Consider the following 22,162-nt stretch of genomic DNA (forward strand, 5'->3'; position numbering starts at 1 on the left):
TTTCACGCACGCATTTGCGCGTTGTTGAATGCCGTTATAAAAGCCATTGGAAAGCGCACTCTCCATGGCCTCATGCTGTTGCCAAACCGAGATGGGCATTTTCAGTTTCATGTTCTTCTTGTTCTTTCTGCGCGAGGTATAACTCGCGATATTCACCCGGCTGCGAGACCAGCTCGTCGTGTGTACCTCGTTGAACAATCTTCCCTTTGCTCATCACCAAAATTTGGTCGGCATTCTTAATCGTTGATAACCGATGCGCGACGGCGATAACCGTGCGTCCATGCTGAATATTCGATAGCGCGCTTTTTACTGCTTCTTCCGTTTCGCTGTCAATGTTTGCCGTCGCTTCGTCCAGCAAATAGATGTCAGGGCTGTGGGCAAACACCCTTGCTAACGCAATCAGTTGCTTCTCGCCAACAGACAAAGACGCACCACCGTGCCCAGGTTGGTGTTCGTATCCTTCGGGCAAGCGCGCGATAAATCGCGATGCATTCACAGCAGTTGCCGCAGCCACCGCCGTTTCAGCGTTGGCATCTCGCTGCAGTAAATCGATGTTCTCACGAACCGATCCGCTGAACAGATACGGGTCTTGCGACACTAACCCGAACAAGCTTCGGATCTGCACATCAGGCAGCGAATCAATCGGCTGTCCACCCACCAGAATCTCGCCTTCATGGTGCGGATAAAAGCGCATCAGCAAGTTCACCACTGAGCTTTTACCGCTGCCGCTTGGGCCAACAATCGCGGTGAACTGGCCGCTCTTGGCAACAAAGCTCACATCGTCCAATGCATTTACGCCCTCTTCATACGCTAGTCGAACATGCTTGAACTCGATGTCTTTATCTCGCGCAAGTGGCAAGGTTGGTGCATTTTCTTGATGATTGTGTTGTGTTGGCGCATCCAAAATCTCGAAAATACGCGCCGAAGACACCAAGGCGACCTGCATTTTCCGTAGCTCCATCGACAGTTGCCTGAACGGTTCGAAGAAACGTTCGATGTAGTTGAGAAAGGCGTAAAGCGTGCCGATTTCAACCACAGTTTGCAGTGATGCGCTACCAAACCAAGCCACGATACCCAGTGCCGTCAATGAACCCACAAGGCGGGTAAACGGCAGCAACATGAGGCTATCCACCGCGATGGAACGGGTACGAAACCCAAACCATGCATCGTTGTCTTTTTCAAACTTGGCCTTGAAGGTATCTTCTTGTCGAAACGCCTGCACCAACGACATGCCTTGCAGCGATTCACTGATGGTGTTGTTGATGTGGCTGATTTGGACGCGGATACCATCAAACACAGGCGTGGAAACCCTGCGATAGATCTGCATGGTCGCCAACAGCACAGGAATGAGCGCCAAACTGATCACCGCTAAACGCCAGTCCAGCAACGTAATGGCGATGAAAATACCGATAATGCGCAAACTGCCTTGAATGATGGTCGGAAGCGTTGAAACAAACAGATCACGCAATGACTCAGTGTCGTTGGTGACATAAGAGACCATGCGCCCCGTCGACAAACGATCAAACGCCGCAATGGGCAGCCTGAGTACGTGGTCAAACAATTGCTTTCTAACGTCATTCACCACCAGTAAGGCACTGTGTTTGAACGAGAGCGATTGCAGGTATTGGAAACCCGCTTGCACAACATACAGCGCCAACACAGCCGCACTCAAATAGCCAAGGTGCTGCCATTCAAATTGCTGAGGCACAATCACTTCATCAATGATGACTTTTGCCAACCAAGGGATGGCCATTTCTGCGGTGACTGCTACCAGCAAAAACGAAAAGGCCACGGCAAACGTTGTGTCACCAGCAGCATGGATTTGTGGCTGAAATACGTGCGCAAGTTATGCCTCACCAAGGATTCGGTCTTCATATCGAGCGCGCTAAACGGGTCGTCGAGCATAGCTTCATGTACCCGCGCATTTTCCAAATAAGTTCCATGGGTTATCTATGTGTTAGTTGTCGCAAGGATTAGCAATCGCACGTCATGGCAGTTTTACGGCGCAAAAGCGCTCTGGAAATGAAAAATTATAGTGAATGCCGGAAATGGTTTGCATCCGTTTGCCATAACGGTTAGCCAGCCCTTGGCGATACTTCATTTTCATCTGCGCAGCATTCGAGGTGCCATATTGCGCGATCGCAATATCCTCATCGCTCGGCAATACCGGCGGCAAGCTACCCGCCCACAGCGTTTCACCCTGTGGCAATTCAGTCGCCACAAAGTGATGCAGCGACGCCAAGTGTTCAAACATCTGCAGTTTGTCGGTAAATGCCGGGGTAATAAGCTCCAGCTGCGCTTCGGCAAAGTCTGTGGTGATGAACGGATGAGTGAGCGCTGCGCCAAGTGATTTAGGGTGCGGGGTTTGGGCTAATGTGCCGCGCTTCGTGGTGCGAAGGGTTTCCTTTTCAATACCTCGGCGGATGCCTCCTAGCGTCCCGGCCAAAACATGGTTTAATTTCATTGTCATTTTTCTTATATGTAGCAATAGCTTAATTAAAATCGCCACACGCTATGCATGTGGCTTTTATTGTTTCTTTGCTTATAAGACGATGACGTAAGGGAAAAGACGACAAAAAATGAAAATAAAACAGAACGCGCCAAATTAGGCGTTATCGGATGAACGGCCCGATAAACGTTAACGCGCGAGTGATTTGGTCCGTCATTTTGTCAACATGCCCGCCTTCGAAGGTGGTATGTGTGATATTCAAACCATTTTCCTTCATGGTGGAGACCATTTGCTCAAACTGTGTCAACACTGGCATGTCGAACACATCGTCTTCTTGTGTGCCTATTTCGGTGTAAAACGGCAGTGAACCAACACTTTTTGCGTGTGTTTGCGACAATTGCGAAAGCCCCAGGGCTTCGAGCGCTGCCATTGCGTCCTTCATGTTGGTCGCAACAAAACTGGGGGCATTGTCTGCATTCGGGGCAACGCTACGCAGGATCGACAGGTAGGCGGTGATAAACCACGCCACCTCTTCGTCGTTGTAGTAACGGCGTATTTGGTCGTCAAAGAATTCTGCATGCGCTTGGTATGCATGAGGGACAAGCATCATGCCTGCAGGGCTTAACGCAGCAACAGCCTGATAGGTATTGGGAAAATGAAAAGCGGTATTAAACGCGCCAAAGCCACCCATAGAATGTCCCAACAACGCGCGTTTATCACCACACGCACGATATCGGCGCTCTACCTCTGCAATCAGATCATTGGCGATATAGTCCATGGCATTGCCAGACACATCTGAGTTCAAATACCAATTGCCCAGCAAAGAGTTCGTGCCATCCGCCGCCACAAGGATCATTTCCTCCACCTCACCAGATGCAATGAGCGAATCCATGACCTCATTGAGCGCAAGCTCGCCTTCAACGTGCATAAACCAACTTTCTGGTGAGGCATCATAGCCATGCAACACATAAACGATCGGGTAAAAGCAATCAGGCGATGCTTTGTAACTTGGCGGAAGGTAAACAACAATGTCGCGGTTCGCGGTTTCCCCTGCCGCATTATCAAGCAGTGAAGGCGCTTGAAAAGAGAATCGCTCAATCACGCTCTTATTTGTCTTAACATTCACAGAGGTAACGTGTTCTTCCCTCATTTGAATGATCGCCTCAACCTCTGAGCGCATGGCATATTCCTTAATCTTGGGCTAAATAAATATTTCAGCACAAGGTGTTGTCGTCACGGGTTTCACGTGAATAGAATGCGATGGAAGTAACAGTGAAAGCACATTGCAACACCTTTGCAGATTAATGCCACTGTTTGCATAGGCAAATCTCATTTTTGTCTATTTTTTTGACACTTTTTCTGATGGCTGTGTTTTGCGGATTTACCGTTGGTCATGCCTTTTATTTTACATCCCAGCCCAAAATGTTAATAACATGCTGTATAAGTTCAGTTAATTCTCCCTTGAAAACCAATAAATCCCTTCATTTATAAATCTTATTTATGAGACATTAATTTTATATTTGAGCCACTTGATTCTTGTGCCTACTTTTTACCTTGTAGCACTGTGCGCTTTTTGAGCGTTAGGAAATCGAGAAGAAGGTGAAAATTTATGGATGAGAAGCTTGTCGTTACTCAGGTACAGGGTAAAGCTTTTGCGGTATCGCCAGATGGCGGTACGCGAGAGGTAGTCGCTGGAGACCAAATTGGCCGAGGCGATTTACTAACCTCTCAACAAGGCAAAACCACATTCGTCGATACGGCTGATAGCTCAGTCGCCCTTAATGGCGAGGTGGTTTTCATCGATGAAAACGGTGAAGACAAGGAACTTCAATTGCCCGAGGGTGTTGAGGGTATTGTCGAAGCCATTGCCAATGGCGAAGACCCAACCGCCCAAGACGGAAGCGATCCGGCAGCAGGGCAACCTGTTAGTCAACCTACCTTCTTTGCCGGCCTCGGTAACCAAGAAGATGATGTTGATGAAGATCAGGAATCCCTTCTCGAATCGCTTTTCAACGACATCAACGATCTCAATCCCGACTTCAGCCTTTCTTCGAATCAATTTAATTCACTGGTGACCACTCGCTTTGATGCCTTCTCACCTTCTCGCCGCGCAGCAGTGAATAATGATGATCAGAATGACAACAGTTCAGAACCCACCATTGTAGAAGAAGATCCCGTATCTATCGCTGCGCTCAATCAAGCGCCACCGGAAGATGACGCGCCTGTTCAAGACGCAGTAGACCCTATTGAAGCTGTGGAGCCCGAGATTCCACAACAAGAAGCACCGCCTGCATTCGATAACGTCATTCAAGGCACAGCCGATGATGACGCGCTGGACGGTACGCAACAAAGAGACAAGATCGTTGGAAGAAACGGTGAAGATACCCTCAAAGGTGATGGCGGCGACGACATTATTAATGGTGGCCGAGGTGATGACCGCCTATACGGGAATGCTGGCGAATCTGACAGCCCCCCTGATTCAGGCAATGTAGATGCAGACCCAATAGAACTCGAACACCAAACCAATAGCAGCTTGTTTACGCTTCAAGGTGATGGGGACGTGAGCATCTCTATCTCTGACGTAGACAGCATTGCAGGATACAGAAACAGCGTTGGCTATTACTTGCTTGATGGCAACGGTAATGTCACCGAAGCGCAAGTACTCATTACAAACGCGAAAACGGCGGACAACGTCGATATCAGTATCTCACCTTCTGGTGCAGAAACACTCGGATTTTTCTTGGTGCCAAATGGGGGGAGCAATGGATTTGACGTTGGCGATGTCGAACTTGATTTAAGCCTCGCTCGCCCAACCGTCACTCAAAACGGTGCATCTCTCGATGTTTTTGTTTCTGATGATAACGCCAATGGTGACGGCGAAGACCATGAAAACTTTGACGGTACCCGCTCTCGTTGGGAAGATCTTTGGGATTTGGGTGACGCAAACTACAACGATGTCACGTTCGATCTCAATGTCACACAAAACCCTGTCATTGACGACAGCAATAGCGACAATGACACCATCCGCGGCGGTCGTGGCGACGACGTAATCTTTGGCGACGACGGCGACAACGCAACACGCGGCGAAAGTGAGCTGGTAAACGGTGAATTTGAAGCGTGGGGTAATGATGCAGGCAACCGCTGGGGGCTTTTCCAAGACGATCAAGTGGAAGGCTGGAGCACACCAGACAACGTTCGCATGGAATTCCAACAAGGCAGCTTTGGCGGTGGCCCACAAAACAGCACGTCCAACACTGTTATGGAGTTAGATTCGACGGCGAATGCAACCGTACAACAAACCGTTGATGTATCTGGTATTTCTGCAGATTCAACCTCCCCGCTTTCTTTGAGCTTCGATTATGCAAACCGCTATCGCGGTGGCAACACAGAGACCAGTCAATTCTCGGTTGAAGTCGCAGATAACGAAGGCAACGTCCTTTATTCACAGTTCTTTGACAACACCCAATCGAATGAGAGCTTCCACTCTTTCGAAGCCTTGTTTGTTGTGCCAGAAGGTACAGAAAGCGTCACGGTCACGTTTAAAGGTGAAGGACAATCTGACAGCTATGGCGCGTTGATTGACCAAGTGTCACTGGCTGAAGTTTACGAAACCGTGGAAATCGACGGTGTTGTTTACGAGTTTACTGGCCATGCAGACACCCTTTACGGCAACCAAGGTGATGACAAAATCTTTGGTGAATCCGGCGATGATCGCCTGTTCGGTGGCCGAGGTGCTGATGACCTCAACGGCGGTACTGGCAACGATATCCTGAATGGCGGTAAAGGCAACGACGAACTCCACGGCGGCGTGGGTGATGACGTTCTGAAAGGCGGACGCGGCGCAGATGAATTGCAAGGTGGACTCGGTGACGATGTGCTGCGCGGCAATCAAGGCAGCGACATGCTTTATGGCGCTGAAGGCGAAGACAACCTACACGGTGGTCGAGGCGCTGACCGACTTTACGGCGGTGATGACAACGATGTTTTACATGGCGGCAAAGGCGATGATTATGTCAAAGGCGACAACGGCGATGACACACTCTTCGGCGGACGCGGGAATGATGAGCTTCGCGGCAGTGACGGCAATGACACCTTAAACGGCGGACGTGGCGCTGACCTACTTCGCGGTGAAGAAGGCGACGATGTCCTCAATGGCGGGCTTGGTGCTGATGTGCTGCAAGGCGGCGATGACAACGACATTTTACGTGGCAACCAAGGCCAAGATTCACTTTACGGCGGTTCAGGTGAAGATGACCTGCATGGTGGGATCGGCGCTGACCGTTTGTTCGGTGGTGATGACAACGATGTTGTGAAAGGCGGAAAAGGCAACGACTACGTTAAAGGCGACGCGGGCGATGACATGCTTTACGGCGGTCGCGGCAGCGATGAGCTGAAAGGTGGCACAGGCCAAGATACCCTCAATGGCGGCTTAGGTAACGACCTGCTCAAAGGTGAAGAGGGCGACGACACCCTACTCGGCGGCAAAGGGAATGACAACCTTGACGGCGGCATGGGTAACGACGTGCTCAAAGGTGGAAGAGGCGCTGATATTCTCCACGGAGATGAAGGCGATGACACCTTACTCGGCGGTTTTGGCGCGGATGAACTTCAAGGCGGTGTTGGCAATGACACGCTGAAAGGTAACCGAGGAAACGACGAACTTTATGGCGCAGCAGGTGCTGATAATCTTCAAGGTGGCCTCGGTGCTGACCGTCTGTTTGGTGGCGACGATAACGACATCGTTCATGGCGGTAAAGGCAATGATTACGTCAAAGGCGATGCGGGCGACGACATGCTCTACGGCGGTCGCGGCAGTGATGAACTCAAAGGTGGCACAGGCCAAGATACCCTCAATGGCGGCTTAGGTAACGACCTGCTTAAAGGTGAAGAGGGTGACGACACCCTGCTCGGCGGCAAAGGGAATGACAATCTCGATGGAGGTATCGGTAACGACATTCTCAAAGGTGGAAGAGGCGCCGATGTTCTCCACGGCGATGCGGGCGACGACACACTGTTAGGTGGTCGGGGTAATGATGAATTACAAGGCGGTACCGGTGATGACACTCTGAACGGTGGCAGAGGTAACGACGAAGTATATGGCGCATCGGGCGAAGATACGCTCCATGGTGGCATAGGCAACGACCGCTTATTTGGCGGCGATGACAACGACGTTGTGCGCGGCGGTAAAGGCAGTGACTACGTCAAAGGTGACGCGGGCGATGACATGCTCTTTGGCGGTCGTGGCAATGACGAACTCAAAGGTGGCACTGGCCAGGATACGCTAAATGGTGGCCGAGGTGCCGACTTGATTCATGGTGATGAAGGCAACGACACCCTCAACGGCGGCCTCGGTGCAGATGAATTACAAGGTGGCACCGGCGATGATGTTCTTCACGGTAACGACGGAAACGACGCACTCTACGGCGCAGAAGATAATGACCTGCTCATGGGTGGCAGAGGTGATGACCTGCTTTACGGTGGTATCGGCAATGACACGCAAATTGGCGGGCAAGGCAACGACAGCCTATGGGGCGACGCGGGCAATGACAACTTAGACGGCGGTCTCGGTGATGACTTGATGTACGGCGGCGTTGGTAACGATATCGTCAACGGCGGCGAAGGCGCAGATATCCTGTACGGCAGTAACGGCAATGACGCTGTCAACGGTGGTGACGGTAACGACACGATTTATGGCGGTAACGACAACGACATCCTATCCGGCGGTTTAGGCGATGATGATCTGAACGGCGGCAGCGGTGATGACATCATGGTTGGAGGCAAAGGTAACGATAACCTTTACGGCAGCAGCGGCAGCGACGTGGTATACGGTGGTGAAGGTAACAATACCATCACCCTAGGCAGCGGCAATAACGTAGTGCTGTTCGACGGTAAAGGTAACGACACCGTTTCTGATTTCAGCGTCCGTGATGACAAAATCTCGCTACCTCGCTCTGTCGGTGTACTCACGCTCGCGGGGATCACACTCACACAAGATGGCTTGGACACCTTGATCACGCTGGGTGACAACACGTTGCGCTTGGTGGATGTAGCGGTAGATGACCTTGATGAAAGCAATTTTGAATTCTTGTCAAATGATGACTTCGATGCCTTGATTGCGCAATCAAGCATGCTCTCTTTTGATGAGCACGCCGTGGTGGCACAAGTTGACGACAACTTCCTCGCGACAGGTGCCCTACTCTCTGAAGCCGACATGATTGGCCATTGGCATATCGAGTCCATCAATATTGATGGCACGATTTACGAGGTGCCAGAATCCACTGTAGTGATCGAAACAGAAAAAGGTGAACTCACTCTCTTTGGACGCGACGACCCACGCCATGCAGAAGGTGAATACGCTTATCACTTGATTGATGATGCGATTGCTGAAGACCAACTTGAGCATTTCGATCTGGTACTTGTGAACGAGCTCGGTGAGCATGCCGAAAGCACGTTAGACATTAAAGCGGGTGAAGACGTCGATAAAGACCTTCACGCATTGGTCGATGACGACGAACTGGTAGGCACCGAAGGCAACAACCTGCTGATTGGCGACGAAGACAACAACGTCCTTCGCGGCGAAGAAGGTAACGATGGCCTGTACGGCAGTTTGGGTGATGATGACATCGATGGTGGCTTAGGGAATGACCTCATCATTGGTGGCAAAGGTTCTGACACACTCACAGGCGGAGAAGGTTCAGACACCTTTGCCTTCCTGCAAGGGGATGCAGCGCCATTGACCATCGACACCATCACGGATTACTCCCCGTCTCTCGATGTGTTGGATTTCACCGATGTGCTTGATGGCATCCAAAATGAAAACATTGGTGATTATCTTGTGTCACTCGAAAACAATGAAGACGACGAAGCCATTCTTTCTATCTCTACAGATGGTGACGTGATTGACCAGCAAATCGTGTTCAGCAACACGTCAGTGGAAGAGCTGGCTGAAAACCTCGGTATGGCGGGAACATCAACAGGTTCAGATGTGATTACAACCATGCTCGAAGAAAGTCGCATCCTCATCAGCGTCGATTAACCTGAGGCGGTAATATCTGCTGAAAGGCCTGCATCTGCAGGCCTTTTTCTTGTTGCTTCATTCCATATTCTCTCTTCTCGGGTTGTGCATCAGCCCTTCCTCCCAGTCAATTTATCTTCACAGTTTGAATGAAAAAATCATACAACCTCATTTATTGGCACAGCGTTTGAACTTTATCAATGGAAGAGAGCAATTTTACTCAATTCACCATTGGATAAGTGCAAATTGAAAATCTCTCTTCAAATTGAATTTTATTTTGAAACCAGACAGCTACGCACATCACACTCAGGAGATCACAATGAAAACATATTATCGACCCCTTGGTTTTGTCACTCTACTGGCGTGTTCAACGGCGGCCTATGCAGTTCCTGATGCCGTTTGTGGAAATGGTAAACACGTGGGTAACCCACACTGTGCCTCAAGTTCTAGTGCTCCAATGGGCGATTTTGGCGCAAGTGCAATTAGTTCGGGTGTATTACTTCTTGCAGGCGCAGTTGGTTTTGTATTACAGCGCAGAAAAGCCAAGATTCCACATACTGATAACACGGCGACCTAGTCTCTAAATAGACCTCACGGTGATAGGCATGAAAGCCCAAAATCGTAATGACAAAACCAATTTCTTTACCGAAACCGTTTATGTTGTTTTGGCCTTGCTAACGGTCGCGAATGGGCTCTCTTACAATCTCATTCTTTGGGTTAACGGAGAATCCAACGACCCTTTCCCCGCCGTCTTGATTGTCTCGTTATTTACCATAATGTGTCTTCACAGAAAGCGGGGAAAAGACAAGCACAAGCCATATAATGTTATCGTTCCTTGTCTCGTCCTCTCACTTGCTTGCCTGATTCCTAGCACCCTGGTGGCATGGGTAGGTTTAGCGTGTGCATCAGTATGGCGCATCTACTTCTGTCAACGTGCCAAACCGCAGCAGCTTCTATGGCTTATGATTGCGGGCAGCTTTATCTGGAAATCCTGTCTTTTCAAAATCACATCATCGCCAATACTAGATGCTGAGACTTGGCTCATTGGGTCTACGCTTTCGCTACTTTATGACGGGCTCATTATCAACGGAAATCACCTTCTTTTTGCCGGAAACCATGATCTTTCCATCGGCATTGGCTGTTCGTGTTTTTCCAATGTGTCTTTCGTCATGCTGGGATGGGTGTCTTTGTTCTTTTTGAAAGGCGGACAGTCAATTCGCCCACTTTGGCCAATCACCATCATTGTTCTATTGATGTCACTTAACATCGTGCGCATCGGCATAATGGCAATAAGTTACGATATTTACCTGGTTGTCCATGAAGGTGTCGGGCTCGAAGTTTACAATGTATTACTTACCCTAATTGCCGCATCTGCTCTGCTGTTCAGTGACAAAAAAACGCCAATAAATGCTGTTAGGGAGGCATAACATGATGCGAACCCACTACGGTTGTATTTTTCTATTCATCCTCATCGCCACAGTGAGTCTTGGTCAAAAGGTTGCTCGCTATACGAGCACTGCCGCCATCACGCAGCAAGAAAAAACAGAGACTCACTTCTTAAAGACCATAGAAAGCTCAGGGTGGACACTTGATTTAAAAACAGCATTAAACACCAATAACAGCAGCTATGTGTATGTGCTCTCACGAGCCCAATGCCATCAGGAAGTATTGGTTAATATTCTGGGTGAAGACGCGAGCGATAACATGCTACTCGCACAGTACCTTAATAAAAATGACATCCAATACTTCCTAGACGGAGAGCCAATAAATTCAATGCTCACAGCTCATGCATATACGGCAAGATTGAAATATAGCGTCGAAGGTTTGCTGTCTCCAGATACAGCTACCCCTCCCCTATTTTTAGCGGTATCAGGCCCAGTGAATGACAAAGGCTGCGCGATCAATGCACGAAAGAAGATCGCAAAACAAGAGAGCGTCCAGCATTCAACGTCTTCGTAAAGGTTTCTGTTCGTGGTGTTCAAATCGTCATCAGTTATCATCAGATATGGTGATGTAAGTCACAAATATAAGACGGTAACCTATTTTTCAGCGTCACGCTACGTAGGGTGAAGTCATCCGAATCTGTTCACCGAACCAAGGAAGGCGACATGGCAGACCAAGAAAATAAGCTATTTTGTAACGAATGTGCGTGCATGACGTCGCACCAGCGTATTGACCTAGAGCCACTGAAAGCTGACGAGAACAGCACTTTTTTCCACCGCGCAACCATCATGATTTCTAACTCCATTGATGTGATGCTTGGCTCTTCTTACCAACAGTGTGACCACTGCGGTTCAACATTTGGTTATCCCGAAAGTGGAAGCGGCTTTTAAAGCACGATGAACACTAAAAATTGATGATTGAAAAGAGGCCGTTTCTAAAGAAACGGCCTCTTTTTCTTTGTCGATTCCTTAATGCCCAAACAATCTGAAGTTACGCCCTCCCTTTTACGATGCGCAATTTTGTTCAAGTTTTGCTTTCTCTTCTCTCATATAGTTTGCCAAGATGTTAATAGAACCCAAAGGACTGTCATCGTGGACTCAAGTAATCGCTTCCAGTTTGTAAATAGCACGCACCTCAACGGTGTGTCAGTGCTTGATGCCAATATGCGCGACTTCACCTACGACAAACACGCTCACGAGGAGTTTTCAATCGGCGTCACCTTACAAGGGCGACAAGATTTCTTCTGCCAAGGGGCATTTCACAAAAACCCCGCAGGCAGCGTATTACTGTTCAACCCTGAAGACGTGCATGATGGCAGTGCGGGAGGCCAGCAAGATTTGGAATACTTGATGCTCTATGTGCACCCCGTAAGCGTAGAGAGTCAATTCAGAGCGCTTGGCGTGAAACAATCCAGCTCACTCCGCATCGAAGGGTGTTGTATCGACAATGTTGATCTGCGTAACCAAGCCCTGATCATGGCCTCAGTATTGAAAGACCCGCAAAGCAGTCGCATAGAGCAAGAATCTGCCTTATTTCAGCTTTCGCACGCCATGGTGTCGAGTGCAGGCTTGCTTGATGAAATGGAAACATCGAGCCGCAAAGAATCGTTACTGTTACGCGCGAAAGACTATATCCAAGCAGAGCTTCACAAAGACATCGCCATTGATGACATCGCTAACGCCGCATCGATGTCGAAGTTTCATTTCATCCGATTATTTCGCGCGCAATTTGGCATCACGCCACACCAATACGTGCTCAATTGCCGCATCAATGGTGCACGTAAAGCGTTGGAATCTGGCTTACCTTCCAGCGATGTAGCACAAGCCTTTGGCTTTTCCGACAGCAGCCATTTAAATAGACGCTTCAAACGTGTCTACGGCATGACCCCAAAACAATACCAACTCCAGATACGCGCCCTGCCGCCACCCGCTCTCAGCTAGGTCATTCATCGACATGATGGATCCCTGCATCGATCCGCTCACTACACGCTCGCGTCCTATCACGCGGTAAATCACACCGCTGCACTTTTTGCCACAACGGGCGAAATCAGAGGCAAGGCATTCGCTCGTCTATACCAAGAGGCTTCTCTTTATGTTTGAAATTTGGACGTATGCATTTGGCATCATGTATTCCCCTGGCCCCGTCAATTTTCTTAGCTTAAACGGAGGGGTTAACGGAGAAACCAAGCAAAATGTTGGCTTCTTCGCGGGCGTCGGCGTTGCCATGTTATTGCTATTTCTTGGGCTTAGCTTTCTGGGAAGCTCACTGATTAGCCCTCATGTATTGCCCTACACCAGCCTGCTAGGAAGCGGCTATATTCTTTACCTTGCCAGCAAATTGCTGCGCGCAAGTTTTCAGCAAGCCTCCCCGCTGACAGGCACATCAGACAAGCAAAATGCGCAGGCGACTGACACCTTAAGCTTTCGCCAAGGCTTAACCGTGCAATTGCTCAACCCGAAAGGGCTGGTGGCAACATTGCCGATCGTCACCATCCAATTTCCCGCTGCTGACATCAACGGTTCGGCCGGTGTGTTGTGGTCAATCGCCCTATCAATACTGGCTTTTGGTGCACCCTTATCCTATTCGCTGATCGGCAGCGCGCTTGGACGAAAAATTGAAAACCCTCGCTACGTTGCGTATTTCACGCGGACAATGGCGGTTTTATTGATATACGTTGCCCTGTCCATTTGCATAGAACACAGCCTGAGTGTCTGGTTTGGTTAGAAACAACGCCTTCACGCCACGTGTTTCAGATAAAAAAATGCCGCCCGTATTAAGGGCGGCATGTGATGTTCAGCTCAACAGTGCGGTGGACATTAACGCGTCAGATATGCGCGAATAAATTCAGTCACTGACACCATATCTGCAATCGCGATGAACTCATCAGTGGTGTGAACTTTCGACATACCGGTAGACAAGTTAACCGTGGTTAGGCCTTTTTCGTTGAAGACGTTCGCATCAGAACCGCCGCCCGTTGGTTTGGTCATTGGCTCAATACCAATGGCTTCGAACGCTGCTTTGATCGCAACAACGTGTGGGTTGTCATCCGCGATGCGGTAAGCGTTGTAAGAACGGGTAGATTCGATCTCGATCTCTGCACCGTGCTTCTCAGCCGCCGCTTCAAACGTTGACACCATGTGAGCCACTTGCTTCGCCAGCTTCTCGTCGTCCAATGAACGCGCTTCCGCTTCAATGTATAGCTCAGGCATCACGATGTTAGTCGCTTGTCCGCCACGCACCACGCCGATGTTTGCGGTGGTTTCATGGTCAATACGGCTTAGCGTCATGTTGCTGATCGCGTCGGCTGCTACCGTAAGGGCGTTAATGCCCGTTTCAGGTGCCAAACCTGCGTGCGCTGGCTTACCTTTGATGGTCACCTTCAAGCTTTGCTGACCCGGTGCCGTGGTAATGATGGTGCCAATGTTGCCGCCTGAATCAAGCACGATCGCTTGGTTCGACTCAATCTTGCTCATGTCGAAGTGCTTCGCGCCTTCTAGGCCAAGCTCTTCATACACGGTGAAAGCAACTTCAATTGTCTTGTGCGCTTCGCCATTCGCATTGATGGTGCGAACCGCTTCCATCACCGCTGCAATGCCAGATTTGTCATCGCCACCCAAAATGGTGTTGCCTTTCGAACGGATAATGCCATCTTCAATGATTGGCTCGATACCGATACCCGGTGTTACCGTATCCATGTGGCTGCTGAAAACAATGCTGCCTTCAAGCTCGCCTTGCAGTTTCGCGTAGATGTTAAAGCCATTTGAGATGGTGTCTGGAACAGGAAGCTTCGTCACTTCAAAGCCCATTTGACCCAGTTGTTCAGCAAGCACTTCAGCAACGGCTTTCTCGTTACCTGACTCGCTGTCAATTTTCACCAGCTCAATAAAATGCTCTACCAGTCTTTCTTGATTAATGTTTGTCATCGGTGTGCGACTTCTTTTCTGCGGGATGAAGCCACACCTTAAATGGAAGTGAAAAACCGATTAGATGGGTTACATCAAAGAAATGGCCGATTTGGTGACAAACTGACTGTTTGGGGCAAAAAAAGACGGGCTTTCGCCCGTCAAAGGTATGGTAAATCGATAGATTGAGAGAGTGTTACTACTCGGTATGTTTCGCGCTTTTCGTCGAGACGCTAGGCATACGCATTGATTTCGATACCGGCTTCGTCTTCCGGCACCACGCTCAAGTCTTGCTTAGATTCTTCCACCCACTGCTGCACCGCCGCGTTTGCAAGAATGTTATCCGCATAGATTTGGGCCTTCTCGGACAGTTGAACGCCGTAAGTGAGGAAACGAAGCGCAACGGGCGCATACATGGCGTCCGCAATGGAGAAGTCACCAAACAGATAGCCGCCTTTATCCGCAAACACCTCCATTTGTTCTGCCCAAATATCGTCAATGCGCTGCACATCTTTTAGGCAGGTTTCAGAGGGCGTGATTCTGCGGCGACCACGAATGTTCATTGGCATTTCACTGCGAACTCCACCAAAACCAGCGTGCATTTCAGAAGAAATGGCACGAGCTTTGGCACGGTCAGCCGCGTTTTCTGGCCAACCTTTTCCTTGCAAATATTGCTCGTTCACGTATTCGCAAATAGCAAGTGACTCCCAGACTGGAACACCATTATCCACCAGCATCGGGACCTTCGCCGCACCGCTGTGTTTTTTTAGTTCGGTGTAGAATTCGTCGGTAAAAAGAGGCAATTCCACTTCTTCAAAATCAATGTCGAAACCACGAAGTACTAGCCAACCGCGCAATGACCAAGTCGAGTAGTTTTTGTTTGCAATAAATAGTTTCACTTTGCACTCCTTTGCATTTACGTTGATGAAACCAGTATGCTGAATAAGCCGTTAGGTTTCTAACGCAAAGTATTGATACTAAGTATTCGCTTTTGTGATGTACGGAAAAATCTGTCATGGACATCGACTCACTCAGAAGCTTTCTCGCGATTGTCGACACTGGCAGTTTCACGCGCGCAGCAGCCCAAATCCATCGCACCCAATCAGCCATTAGCATGCAGATTAAGCGGCTTGAAGAAGAGCTGGGCAGTGCGTTGTTTGATCGCGATAAACGCCCACTCAGTTTGAGCTTGTCAGGGCAACGGCTGGTAAGCCACGCGAGACGACTGGTTGCTGGACATGATGAAGCCTTGATCGCCTTTAAACAGGAAGATGCGTCTCGCCCGATCCGTATTGGCTGCCCTGACGATTATGCGGAGAGCCTGCTGCCACAGCTTCTCGAATCACTTAGGGCACACGTAAATCAGCACATCACCTTTGATGTGTTGTGCGCATCCAGCACGCGTATTCGACAACGTTTAGACAGCGGAGAACTTGACGCGGCAGTGGTAACGCGAGCCCCTGATTCTGATGAAGGTTGGTTGCTGCTACATGACCAAGGCGTGTGGATCATGGGCAGCGACAAACAACTTCCATTGCAGCGCCCCCTGCCCCTTGCTCTTTTCGATAAGAATTGTAAGTTTCACACCACGGCATTGGATGGGCTGGGAAAATTCGGCATTGATGTGGATTTGTATGCTTTCACCACCAGCGCCTCCACACTGAAAGGCTTGGTCAGAAACAACCTCGCGATTTCCGCTATGGCTTCCAGCAGTGTGCCAGACGGTCTCAACGTGATCACCCATGGGAATCTTCCGCCGTTACCCGCCATTGATATTGTGCTGATCACCGCGACACGCTCGCACCCCTTATTGTCGGCGTTTGTGGTGTCGACACTGACACAAGCGTTTGCGTCAACACGCAGCGAGCAAGCCAATATCGCTTAGGCTATTTAGGAAGTACCCCCCCAACGACAGACACAAAAAAAGCAGCCTTTCCGGCTGCTTTTTTGTTGTTTGAAATGGCGCGTCAGAAAGCCGTTTTAAGCCTCTATCGGCTCACAGCCAAATACGCGCCCGCACCAATCATGACAGAGCCCGCGCATCGGTTCAGTTTGCGCTGTGCAGCTTCCGTTTTCAGCATGCGTGCCATACGCGCCGCGCCAAATGCCATCAGCATCGCGCCACTCATCAAAGCAAAACACGCCAGCACAACCGCCAATGCCACATCGCCTAAGCTCATTACCGTTAGATCCATGAAGGTTGGCAAAAATGCGATATAAAACAAAATCACTTTAGGGTTTGATGCCGAAATCAAAAAGCCCTGCACAAATGCCGCCACATGGCCTGAGTGCTTGGTCTCGGATTGATCTGCCAAGTCTTGCACTTGCGGCAAGGCGACAAACATTTTGTAACCCAAGTAGATAAGGTACGCCGCACCCACATAACGAATAACCACAAACAGGGTGGCATAATTTTCCGCAATGGTCGCCAGACCAAAACAGGCCAAGATGAGGTACACCAAATCGCTGAGCACCATACCAGACGCCAACGCCCAGCAGTCTTTTGCACCTCGCGTCATGGCTCGAGCCACTAACGCAAAAATGCCAGGCCCAGGCGTGATGACAAAAATGAATATTGCGATGGTGAACGTAATCGCCCCTTCCAACGTCATGTCGACTCCTCCGTGTTTTTTCGCTTTGTTATTCCACGAAGCTAACACAGAAATGTGAACACTATCGATGAAAGTTTTTCACGAGGAAGAGCAAATCTTATCGTCGAGATTTGATCACGTAGAATCCCGGGTTTCAAAGGTTGCTGGAACACATATGGACATCATTTTTCTCATCGCCGCTATCGTGTCATTCGTGAACGTGGTTTACGCCTTCATCACCAAACGCATTTTCTTTGCAGGCGGGTTCATCGACTATTACGAAAACAAGTCGCATTTCTTCGCAGGACTCTTCGCGTTTATCCTGTTTATCTTTTTCTACGGCGGCTTTTATTTCTTTATCTTTCCCAACGTTCAATGAACGCGTCCAACCTCACCGATTGATACGCTTCAACGATATGAGAAACCGAGGCATGCTGGCTTTGTTGAAGGCGGCGGTAATGGCTCAATGTATTGTTCAAATAGTCCAACGCCACTTTTGATTGCTCTGGCGTTTGGGTTTGCCAAAGACGCTCACCGACGGGGTGAATTGGAAATCCTGCATCGCTTTTCGTCGACACCAACAGCACCTCATACAGCCGCTTGTTTTCTGCAACTAACGCTTCATGCAGCATTGAAAACTCGAGCGAGATAAGGTGTTCGCGCAATAAAAACTGCTGACGTACAGGACAAAGCAGAAAGTCGATATCCAGCGTAGGGTAATGGCGGTGAATCGCTGAGATAAACGTCATCATAAGATCGCCACCAACGCCGGCAATGATCACCAAATGCTTCCCGTGATATTGCGATAAAGGCAGCGCTGCAACATCGATGCAGTGCGTGGTCCATGCGGAAGTTGCATGCACAAAGTACCGCTGTAGCTTCTGGTTCACCGTGTCCATGAGTGCGGGAACTATATCGACAAAATGGATATGCGGTGCGGCACTGCGGGCAAGTAAGGCTGAACCAAGAAAACCATGGTCACAACAACAGTCCCACACATGGTCATAACCCGATGCAACCATCGCATCGATTTGCGTCAATCTTTTACTGAGTTTCAAGGGGGTGTCCGTCTGAAAGCATACGCGCGGGAAGGCGGTTTTGCGGAGTAATGAAAAATCCGGCGCATTGTAATCCCAATGTGTGGAATCACAAAACCTTGATTGCCTGTTTAACGAGACATTTTTCCCTTCTGTTTTGTCCTTCCAGAAAGAAGCCTCTCCCTTTAAAAACGTGACCTATAGCCTCTTTCATTATCACGTTCCAGCCGACCACAAAACGCGGAAAACAGTTTGCAGGTGACACGGGGTTACGCACCCTTTCGATTTTCAATTCATTTCTGTGATGGCTAACACACCTGTCGCGGATTATCTTCGACAATCTCATCCTGTTGACACTCAGCAATGTGAAACCAAGATATTATTTTCTCGCATTGCACGATAAACAATAAATAGAATATGCGCGCCTTGCATTGGCAATAAACATCGCCAATTCATCGATTGCTAAATTAGACAATTGATGACAATAAAGTCATATAAAAATAACAGCAATACCTAATACCCCAGCTTTATTATTTTCAATATTAATAACCGTGCTTCGCACCGTTATTTATTACGAATGGTTAGACAAAAGGGACACAGTATCGTGAAGGGACTCATACCGCTCATGATTTGCGCGGCAGTATCGGGCTGCGCATCGACTGACAACACACAACAGCAATTGGCAAGCAGCAATCTTCAATACATTGATATGAAAACGAGTTTATTGGGTTCATGGCAATGCACTTCCGTCTCATCACCGAGCGAAAATACCGCGTTTAATGCAGACATCACTTACCTCAGCGACGGCGGTTTAGATACACAAGCCATCTCGACAATTCAAAACCCTAAGCCAATGGATGCATATTCATTTAATGTGTCTGCGCAAGGGGAGTGGAATTTAAAAGACGGGAAACTGGTGGAAAATAATAACGACTTCGATGTGGAAGCAAATAACGACATATCGAAGCCACTTGTGTCGATTCTACGTAAAGGGTTGATGCGCACAAAATCGTCAGAGTGGGATATTTCTTGGCTATCTCAATCCGCGTTTACAAAGTCAAACGAAAGCAATGGCACAACGCGTTGCCAGAAAATAGCCAGTAAGATTCTCTGACACTGTCCCAAATAAAAACGCCACAGGTTGCCGCGTCGCTCGCGAACAATCTGTGGCGTTTTTTACAATACTGCACGATTTAAGCGCGTTTCGAAGCCGTTTCTAAACGTTGCTACAGCATGGAGCTTTCTTGACTCCCCTCGAGAGCCATTGCATAACGGTTTTTACCAGCTTCTTTTGCCGCGTACATGGCTTTATCTGCTTGCTCAATGATCGAATTAAACGTTCCTTTCTCGCCCGCACGCCAATGACGAATACCAATACTCGCACTGATTTGAGGTCGTGCGCCATCAATGATGATGCTCTGGCTGAGTTTTTGAAGTACACGCTCGGCAACGGGTTCAATTTCTGCAGCATTATTGATGATCAAGAGGAATTCATCACCAGAGAGACGCGCCACCATGTCAGATTGCGCCACACTCGCCTGTAAGCGACGAGCGACCACTTTCAGCAATTCATCACCCACTCGGTGACCAAACTGGTCGTTCACCATTTTGAAGCCATCAAGGTCCACAAACAGCACGTGCACATCCCACCCCATATCGTGGCTGCGCATTAACTGTTTTTGTGCCCTTACACGGTTAGCAAGGCCCGTGAGCGGGTCATGATTCGCTAAATGGTTAAGGCGTTTAATTTCCATCGCGGCCGATTGGTCGATGATAGACACCACAAAGGCTTCGGTTTTACCTTGGCGATTTGTCAACGTGCGCACGGAGATTTGGCACGGCAAGCTGGTGCCTAATGCGGAAAGCATATGGGTTTGCCACTGATGACTGCCATTAGACAACAGCGCTTTCACTTCAGGGCGTCCAAAGCGTAGATGCTGATCCACACTCAATTCCGACCAATGACGATGCTGACCAAAGAGTCGAATACATGCCGCATTCTGCGCTTCAATTGCCAACGTGCGAGATAGCACCAAGGTGGCATCTTTGCTCTGGTCGAAGATGTATTCCGCCATTTTACGACGCTGTTCTGCCACGTGTTGCTCAGTAATGTCCTCAAATTGCAGCAGAGAATGCTTCGCGGTCGCCATTGGGTGTGTGCTAACGCGGAACAATTTGTTGGTGTGGCGATGGTGCAATTCCAGCCCTGTCAGTGGCTGGTGCGCATCAATGGCTTCTGAGATTTGGTGCATCGCAGAGGAAGGTTCAAGAATCTGCAGCAGTTGCCCCAAATCATTCGGATCACAGCCCAGCAACGCCAAATGTGCAGCGGCTGCAGGGTTGTAATACGTCACCTGATCACCCGGCGCAATTACCATCAACCCCTGATCCATGGTGTCCAAGACCTGATTGATGTAACTGTTCTTTTCTTCTAGCTGTTTAAACGTCGCGTTCAATTGCTTATCACGCGCCTCAAGGCTGCTGACCAAATCGTTGAAGCAATCCGTCAGGCGACCCAGTTCATCATTGTGATAAATCGGGATCGTGTGACCGTGAATACCCAATCGGATCATGTTCGACATTGAACGGTGAAGCGACGCCAGTGGGTACGACACAATACGGTGTAATAGCTGCGCGAACATCCAAGAAAACAGGGATAACAGCACAGTACCGAGGGCGAGGAACAAGATCAGTCGATTACGCTCATTCACGATGACGCTGCGGGAAATAAACAAATCGATGTGCCCCAACACATCCGTACCCAGCGAAATAGAGCGCGAGACTTTGGTGAATGGGGTCTTTGAGCACATGATGCCCGCGCCCATGGTGAAGCAGTCATTCGGCAAGCGCATCAAGTTAACGAATTCAGAGCCATCAACGCGAGTCACGCGTGCTGCCATTAAGTCAGGGTCAAAGCTTAAAGCGGCAAGCTGCTCCCTGCCCGTCGCCCTGTCTTCAAACGCCAGCGCCGCCGTTAAGTTACTCGCGGCACCGTTCGCCAAAATTTCGGTTCGACTTAGCAAGCTTTGCTCAAGGTTCTTACTCACAATATGTGTGACTGCAAGGCCGACAACGGCAATGCCTAAGGTAAGCAAAAGCCAGATCGGCATAATGAGTTTTACGCGAAGAGGAAGGCTGTTGATCCAGCGTCGGTTCATATTTCCTCCTCCCCGTCTATAACGGCGATGGATAGTAGCTGCGAGCGCAAAGTAAAGGGCATACCCTGAATATTCTTTCTATTAATGAGTAATTTGACGCGGTTGTTCACTTTGATAAACGAAATCATGCCACCCGCTTTCGAAAACCGTTTCCCCTCTCCCACAATCAACGCATTGGGGTATCGGTTATGCAGCGTTCTTATGTGCTCTTCGGCACGTTCAGGGGTGTAAATGATTTGGCACCTTGCCTCGGAAGACGCACTGGCTTTTATGTCGTGATAGTGCACTTGTTCAGGCTTTGTATTTGCTATGTCTTGAAGTCGACGGCTTACGCTGCTGTCGCCATAGACGCAGAAATCATAACGACCGTCTGCTGGCTGCATGTCTCGCCAATTCACCAAAAATGCAAAACGGTACAAATACACGGCCTTTAAATCTTCGTCTTGGAAGTCGTCACTTCGCACAGGCAAGCAGACAGACAACAACGCCAAGACCACCAGTCCAAGAATGAACTGGTGGATGCTTGTCGTGCTTAATCTGTTGCGTAAAAGCTGCCGTATCATCGAA

The 22,162-nt window shown here is 49.2% G+C and carries 18 protein-coding genes and 1 pseudogene; 10 read left to right on the forward strand and 9 right to left on the reverse strand.

Annotated elements, in window-relative coordinates:
- Positions 1–70: 70 nt before the first annotated feature.
- The 3 genes and pseudogenes from EQP46_RS02095 to EQP46_RS02105 all read right to left on the reverse strand — a co-directional run bounded on the left by EQP46_RS02095 (position 71) and on the right by EQP46_RS02105 (position 3,629).
- Positions 71–1,753, reverse strand: a complete 1,683-nt coding sequence (locus tag EQP46_RS02095) for an ABC transporter ATP-binding protein (RefSeq protein ID WP_241744721.1) — start codon at positions 1,751–1,753, stop codon at positions 71–73.
- A gap of 255 nt (positions 1,754–2,008) precedes the next feature.
- Positions 2,009–2,464, reverse strand: a pseudogene (locus EQP46_RS02100) (glutamate--cysteine ligase family protein); the annotation flags it as partial.
- 148 nt (positions 2,465–2,612) lie between these two features.
- On the reverse strand, positions 2,613–3,629 hold the full coding sequence (locus EQP46_RS02105; RefSeq protein WP_129492064.1) for an alpha/beta hydrolase: 1,017 nt from the start codon (positions 3,627–3,629) through the stop codon (positions 2,613–2,615).
- Positions 3,630–4,058: 429 nt separating this feature from the next.
- Between EQP46_RS02105 and EQP46_RS02110 the strand changes: the two genes are divergently transcribed.
- The 7 genes from EQP46_RS02110 to EQP46_RS02140 all read left to right on the forward strand — a co-directional run bounded on the left by EQP46_RS02110 (position 4,059) and on the right by EQP46_RS02140 (position 13,631).
- Positions 4,059–9,485: a DUF4114 domain-containing protein gene (locus EQP46_RS02110; protein ID WP_129492065.1), complete on the forward strand. Its 5,427-nt coding sequence runs from the start codon at positions 4,059–4,061 to the stop codon at positions 9,483–9,485.
- A 298-nt stretch (positions 9,486–9,783) separates the two neighbouring features.
- The gene (locus tag EQP46_RS02115) at positions 9,784–10,041 is read left to right on the forward strand and encodes a hypothetical protein (protein ID WP_129492066.1); all 258 of its coding nucleotides are present in this window, start codon (positions 9,784–9,786) and stop codon (positions 10,039–10,041) included.
- A 28-nt stretch (positions 10,042–10,069) separates the two neighbouring features.
- The gene (locus tag EQP46_RS02120; RefSeq protein WP_129492067.1) at positions 10,070–10,891 is read left to right on the forward strand and encodes a hypothetical protein; all 822 of its coding nucleotides are present in this window, start codon (positions 10,070–10,072) and stop codon (positions 10,889–10,891) included.
- Position 10,892: 1 nt separating this feature from the next.
- Complete coding sequence (locus EQP46_RS02125; RefSeq protein ID WP_129492068.1) at positions 10,893–11,423, forward strand: hypothetical protein; 531 nt, start codon at positions 10,893–10,895, stop codon at positions 11,421–11,423.
- Between the two features lie 149 nt (positions 11,424–11,572).
- On the forward strand, positions 11,573–11,797 hold the full coding sequence (locus tag EQP46_RS02130) for a hypothetical protein (RefSeq protein ID WP_129492069.1): 225 nt from the start codon (positions 11,573–11,575) through the stop codon (positions 11,795–11,797).
- Between the two features lie 201 nt (positions 11,798–11,998).
- Positions 11,999–12,847, forward strand: a complete 849-nt coding sequence (locus EQP46_RS02135; RefSeq protein ID WP_129492070.1) for an AraC family transcriptional regulator — start codon at positions 11,999–12,001, stop codon at positions 12,845–12,847.
- Positions 12,848–12,998: 151 nt separating this feature from the next.
- Positions 12,999–13,631 (forward strand): LysE family translocator, encoded by a 633-nt coding sequence (locus EQP46_RS02140; protein ID WP_129492071.1) that lies wholly within the window; start codon positions 12,999–13,001, stop codon positions 13,629–13,631.
- Positions 13,632–13,723: 92 nt separating this feature from the next.
- On the opposite strand, the gene EQP46_RS02145 is transcribed toward EQP46_RS02140, so the two are convergent.
- The gene (locus tag EQP46_RS02145; protein WP_129492072.1) at positions 13,724–14,830 is read right to left on the reverse strand and encodes a M20/M25/M40 family metallo-hydrolase; all 1,107 of its coding nucleotides are present in this window, start codon (positions 14,828–14,830) and stop codon (positions 13,724–13,726) included.
- A 212-nt stretch (positions 14,831–15,042) separates the two neighbouring features.
- The gene (locus EQP46_RS02150) at positions 15,043–15,708 is read right to left on the reverse strand and encodes a glutathione S-transferase family protein (protein ID WP_129492073.1); all 666 of its coding nucleotides are present in this window, start codon (positions 15,706–15,708) and stop codon (positions 15,043–15,045) included.
- 116 nt (positions 15,709–15,824) lie between these two features.
- Here EQP46_RS02150 and EQP46_RS02155 point away from each other — a divergent pair, with 116 nt between their 5' ends.
- Positions 15,825–16,694: a LysR family transcriptional regulator gene (locus EQP46_RS02155; protein ID WP_129492074.1), complete on the forward strand. Its 870-nt coding sequence runs from the start codon at positions 15,825–15,827 to the stop codon at positions 16,692–16,694.
- Positions 16,695–16,797: 103 nt separating this feature from the next.
- Here the strand turns inward: EQP46_RS02155 and EQP46_RS02160 are convergent, their stop codons facing one another.
- On the reverse strand, positions 16,798–17,421 hold the full coding sequence (locus EQP46_RS02160) for a LysE family translocator (protein ID WP_129492075.1): 624 nt from the start codon (positions 17,419–17,421) through the stop codon (positions 16,798–16,800).
- A 154-nt stretch (positions 17,422–17,575) separates the two neighbouring features.
- Between EQP46_RS02160 and EQP46_RS02165 the strand changes: the two genes are divergently transcribed.
- Positions 17,576–17,779 (forward strand): hypothetical protein, encoded by a 204-nt coding sequence (locus EQP46_RS02165; protein WP_129492076.1) that lies wholly within the window; start codon positions 17,576–17,578, stop codon positions 17,777–17,779.
- Here the strand turns inward: EQP46_RS02165 and EQP46_RS02170 are convergent.
- Positions 17,757–18,458, reverse strand: a complete 702-nt coding sequence (locus EQP46_RS02170; protein WP_129492077.1) for a tRNA (adenine(22)-N(1))-methyltransferase — start codon at positions 18,456–18,458, stop codon at positions 17,757–17,759. The genes EQP46_RS02165 and EQP46_RS02170 overlap by 23 nt on opposite strands.
- Positions 18,459–19,041: 583 nt before the next feature.
- Here EQP46_RS02170 and EQP46_RS02175 point away from each other — a divergent pair.
- The gene (locus EQP46_RS02175) at positions 19,042–19,551 is read left to right on the forward strand and encodes a hypothetical protein (protein WP_240671607.1); all 510 of its coding nucleotides are present in this window, start codon (positions 19,042–19,044) and stop codon (positions 19,549–19,551) included.
- A gap of 112 nt (positions 19,552–19,663) precedes the next feature.
- Here EQP46_RS02175 and EQP46_RS02180 read toward each other — a convergent pair whose 3' ends face one another.
- Together EQP46_RS02180 and EQP46_RS02185 are read right to left on the reverse strand one after the other, a co-directional pair.
- Complete coding sequence (locus tag EQP46_RS02180) at positions 19,664–21,595, reverse strand: diguanylate cyclase domain-containing protein (RefSeq protein ID WP_129492078.1); 1,932 nt, start codon at positions 21,593–21,595, stop codon at positions 19,664–19,666.
- Positions 21,592–22,158 carry a YfiR family protein gene (locus tag EQP46_RS02185; protein ID WP_129492079.1) on the reverse strand — a complete coding sequence of 189 codons (567 nt, stop codon included), beginning with the start codon at positions 22,156–22,158 and terminating at the stop codon, positions 21,592–21,594. Before EQP46_RS02185 ends, EQP46_RS02180 begins: the two co-directional genes overlap by 4 nt.
- Positions 22,159–22,162: the final 4 nt, after the last annotated feature.

The sequence above is a fragment of the Enterovibrio baiacu genome, from assembly GCF_004120195.1.
Taxonomy (GTDB): domain Bacteria; phylum Pseudomonadota; class Gammaproteobacteria; order Enterobacterales; family Vibrionaceae; genus Enterovibrio; species Enterovibrio baiacui.

What these genes read in the sequence shown, in the direction of transcription:
- EQP46_RS02095 (WP_241744721.1), bottom strand. Translation starts at nt 1,753, where the DNA reads ATGGCCATCCCTTGGTTGGCAAAAGTCATCATTGATGAAGTGATTGTG.
- EQP46_RS02105 (WP_129492064.1), bottom strand. Translation starts at nt 3,629, where the DNA reads ATGCGCTCAGAGGTTGAGGCGATCATTCAAATGAGGGAAGAACACGTT.
- EQP46_RS02110 (WP_129492065.1), top strand. Translation starts at nt 4,059, where the DNA reads ATGGATGAGAAGCTTGTCGTTACTCAGGTACAGGGTAAAGCTTTTGCG.
- EQP46_RS02115 (WP_129492066.1), top strand. Translation starts at nt 9,784, where the DNA reads ATGAAAACATATTATCGACCCCTTGGTTTTGTCACTCTACTGGCGTGT.
- EQP46_RS02120 (WP_129492067.1), top strand. Translation starts at nt 10,070, where the DNA reads ATGAAAGCCCAAAATCGTAATGACAAAACCAATTTCTTTACCGAAACC.
- EQP46_RS02125 (WP_129492068.1), top strand. Translation starts at nt 10,893, where the DNA reads ATGATGCGAACCCACTACGGTTGTATTTTTCTATTCATCCTCATCGCC.
- EQP46_RS02130 (WP_129492069.1), top strand. Translation starts at nt 11,573, where the DNA reads ATGGCAGACCAAGAAAATAAGCTATTTTGTAACGAATGTGCGTGCATG.
- EQP46_RS02140 (WP_129492071.1), top strand. Translation starts at nt 12,999, where the DNA reads ATGTTTGAAATTTGGACGTATGCATTTGGCATCATGTATTCCCCTGGC.
- EQP46_RS02145 (WP_129492072.1), bottom strand. Translation starts at nt 14,830, where the DNA reads ATGACAAACATTAATCAAGAAAGACTGGTAGAGCATTTTATTGAGCTG.
- EQP46_RS02155 (WP_129492074.1), top strand. Translation starts at nt 15,825, where the DNA reads ATGGACATCGACTCACTCAGAAGCTTTCTCGCGATTGTCGACACTGGC.
- EQP46_RS02160 (WP_129492075.1), bottom strand. Translation starts at nt 17,421, where the DNA reads ATGACGTTGGAAGGGGCGATTACGTTCACCATCGCAATATTCATTTTT.
- EQP46_RS02165 (WP_129492076.1), top strand. Translation starts at nt 17,576, where the DNA reads ATGGACATCATTTTTCTCATCGCCGCTATCGTGTCATTCGTGAACGTG.
- EQP46_RS02180 (WP_129492078.1), bottom strand. Translation starts at nt 21,595, where the DNA reads ATGAACCGACGCTGGATCAACAGCCTTCCTCTTCGCGTAAAACTCATT.
- EQP46_RS02185 (WP_129492079.1), bottom strand. Translation starts at nt 22,158, where the DNA reads ATGATACGGCAGCTTTTACGCAACAGATTAAGCACGACAAGCATCCAC.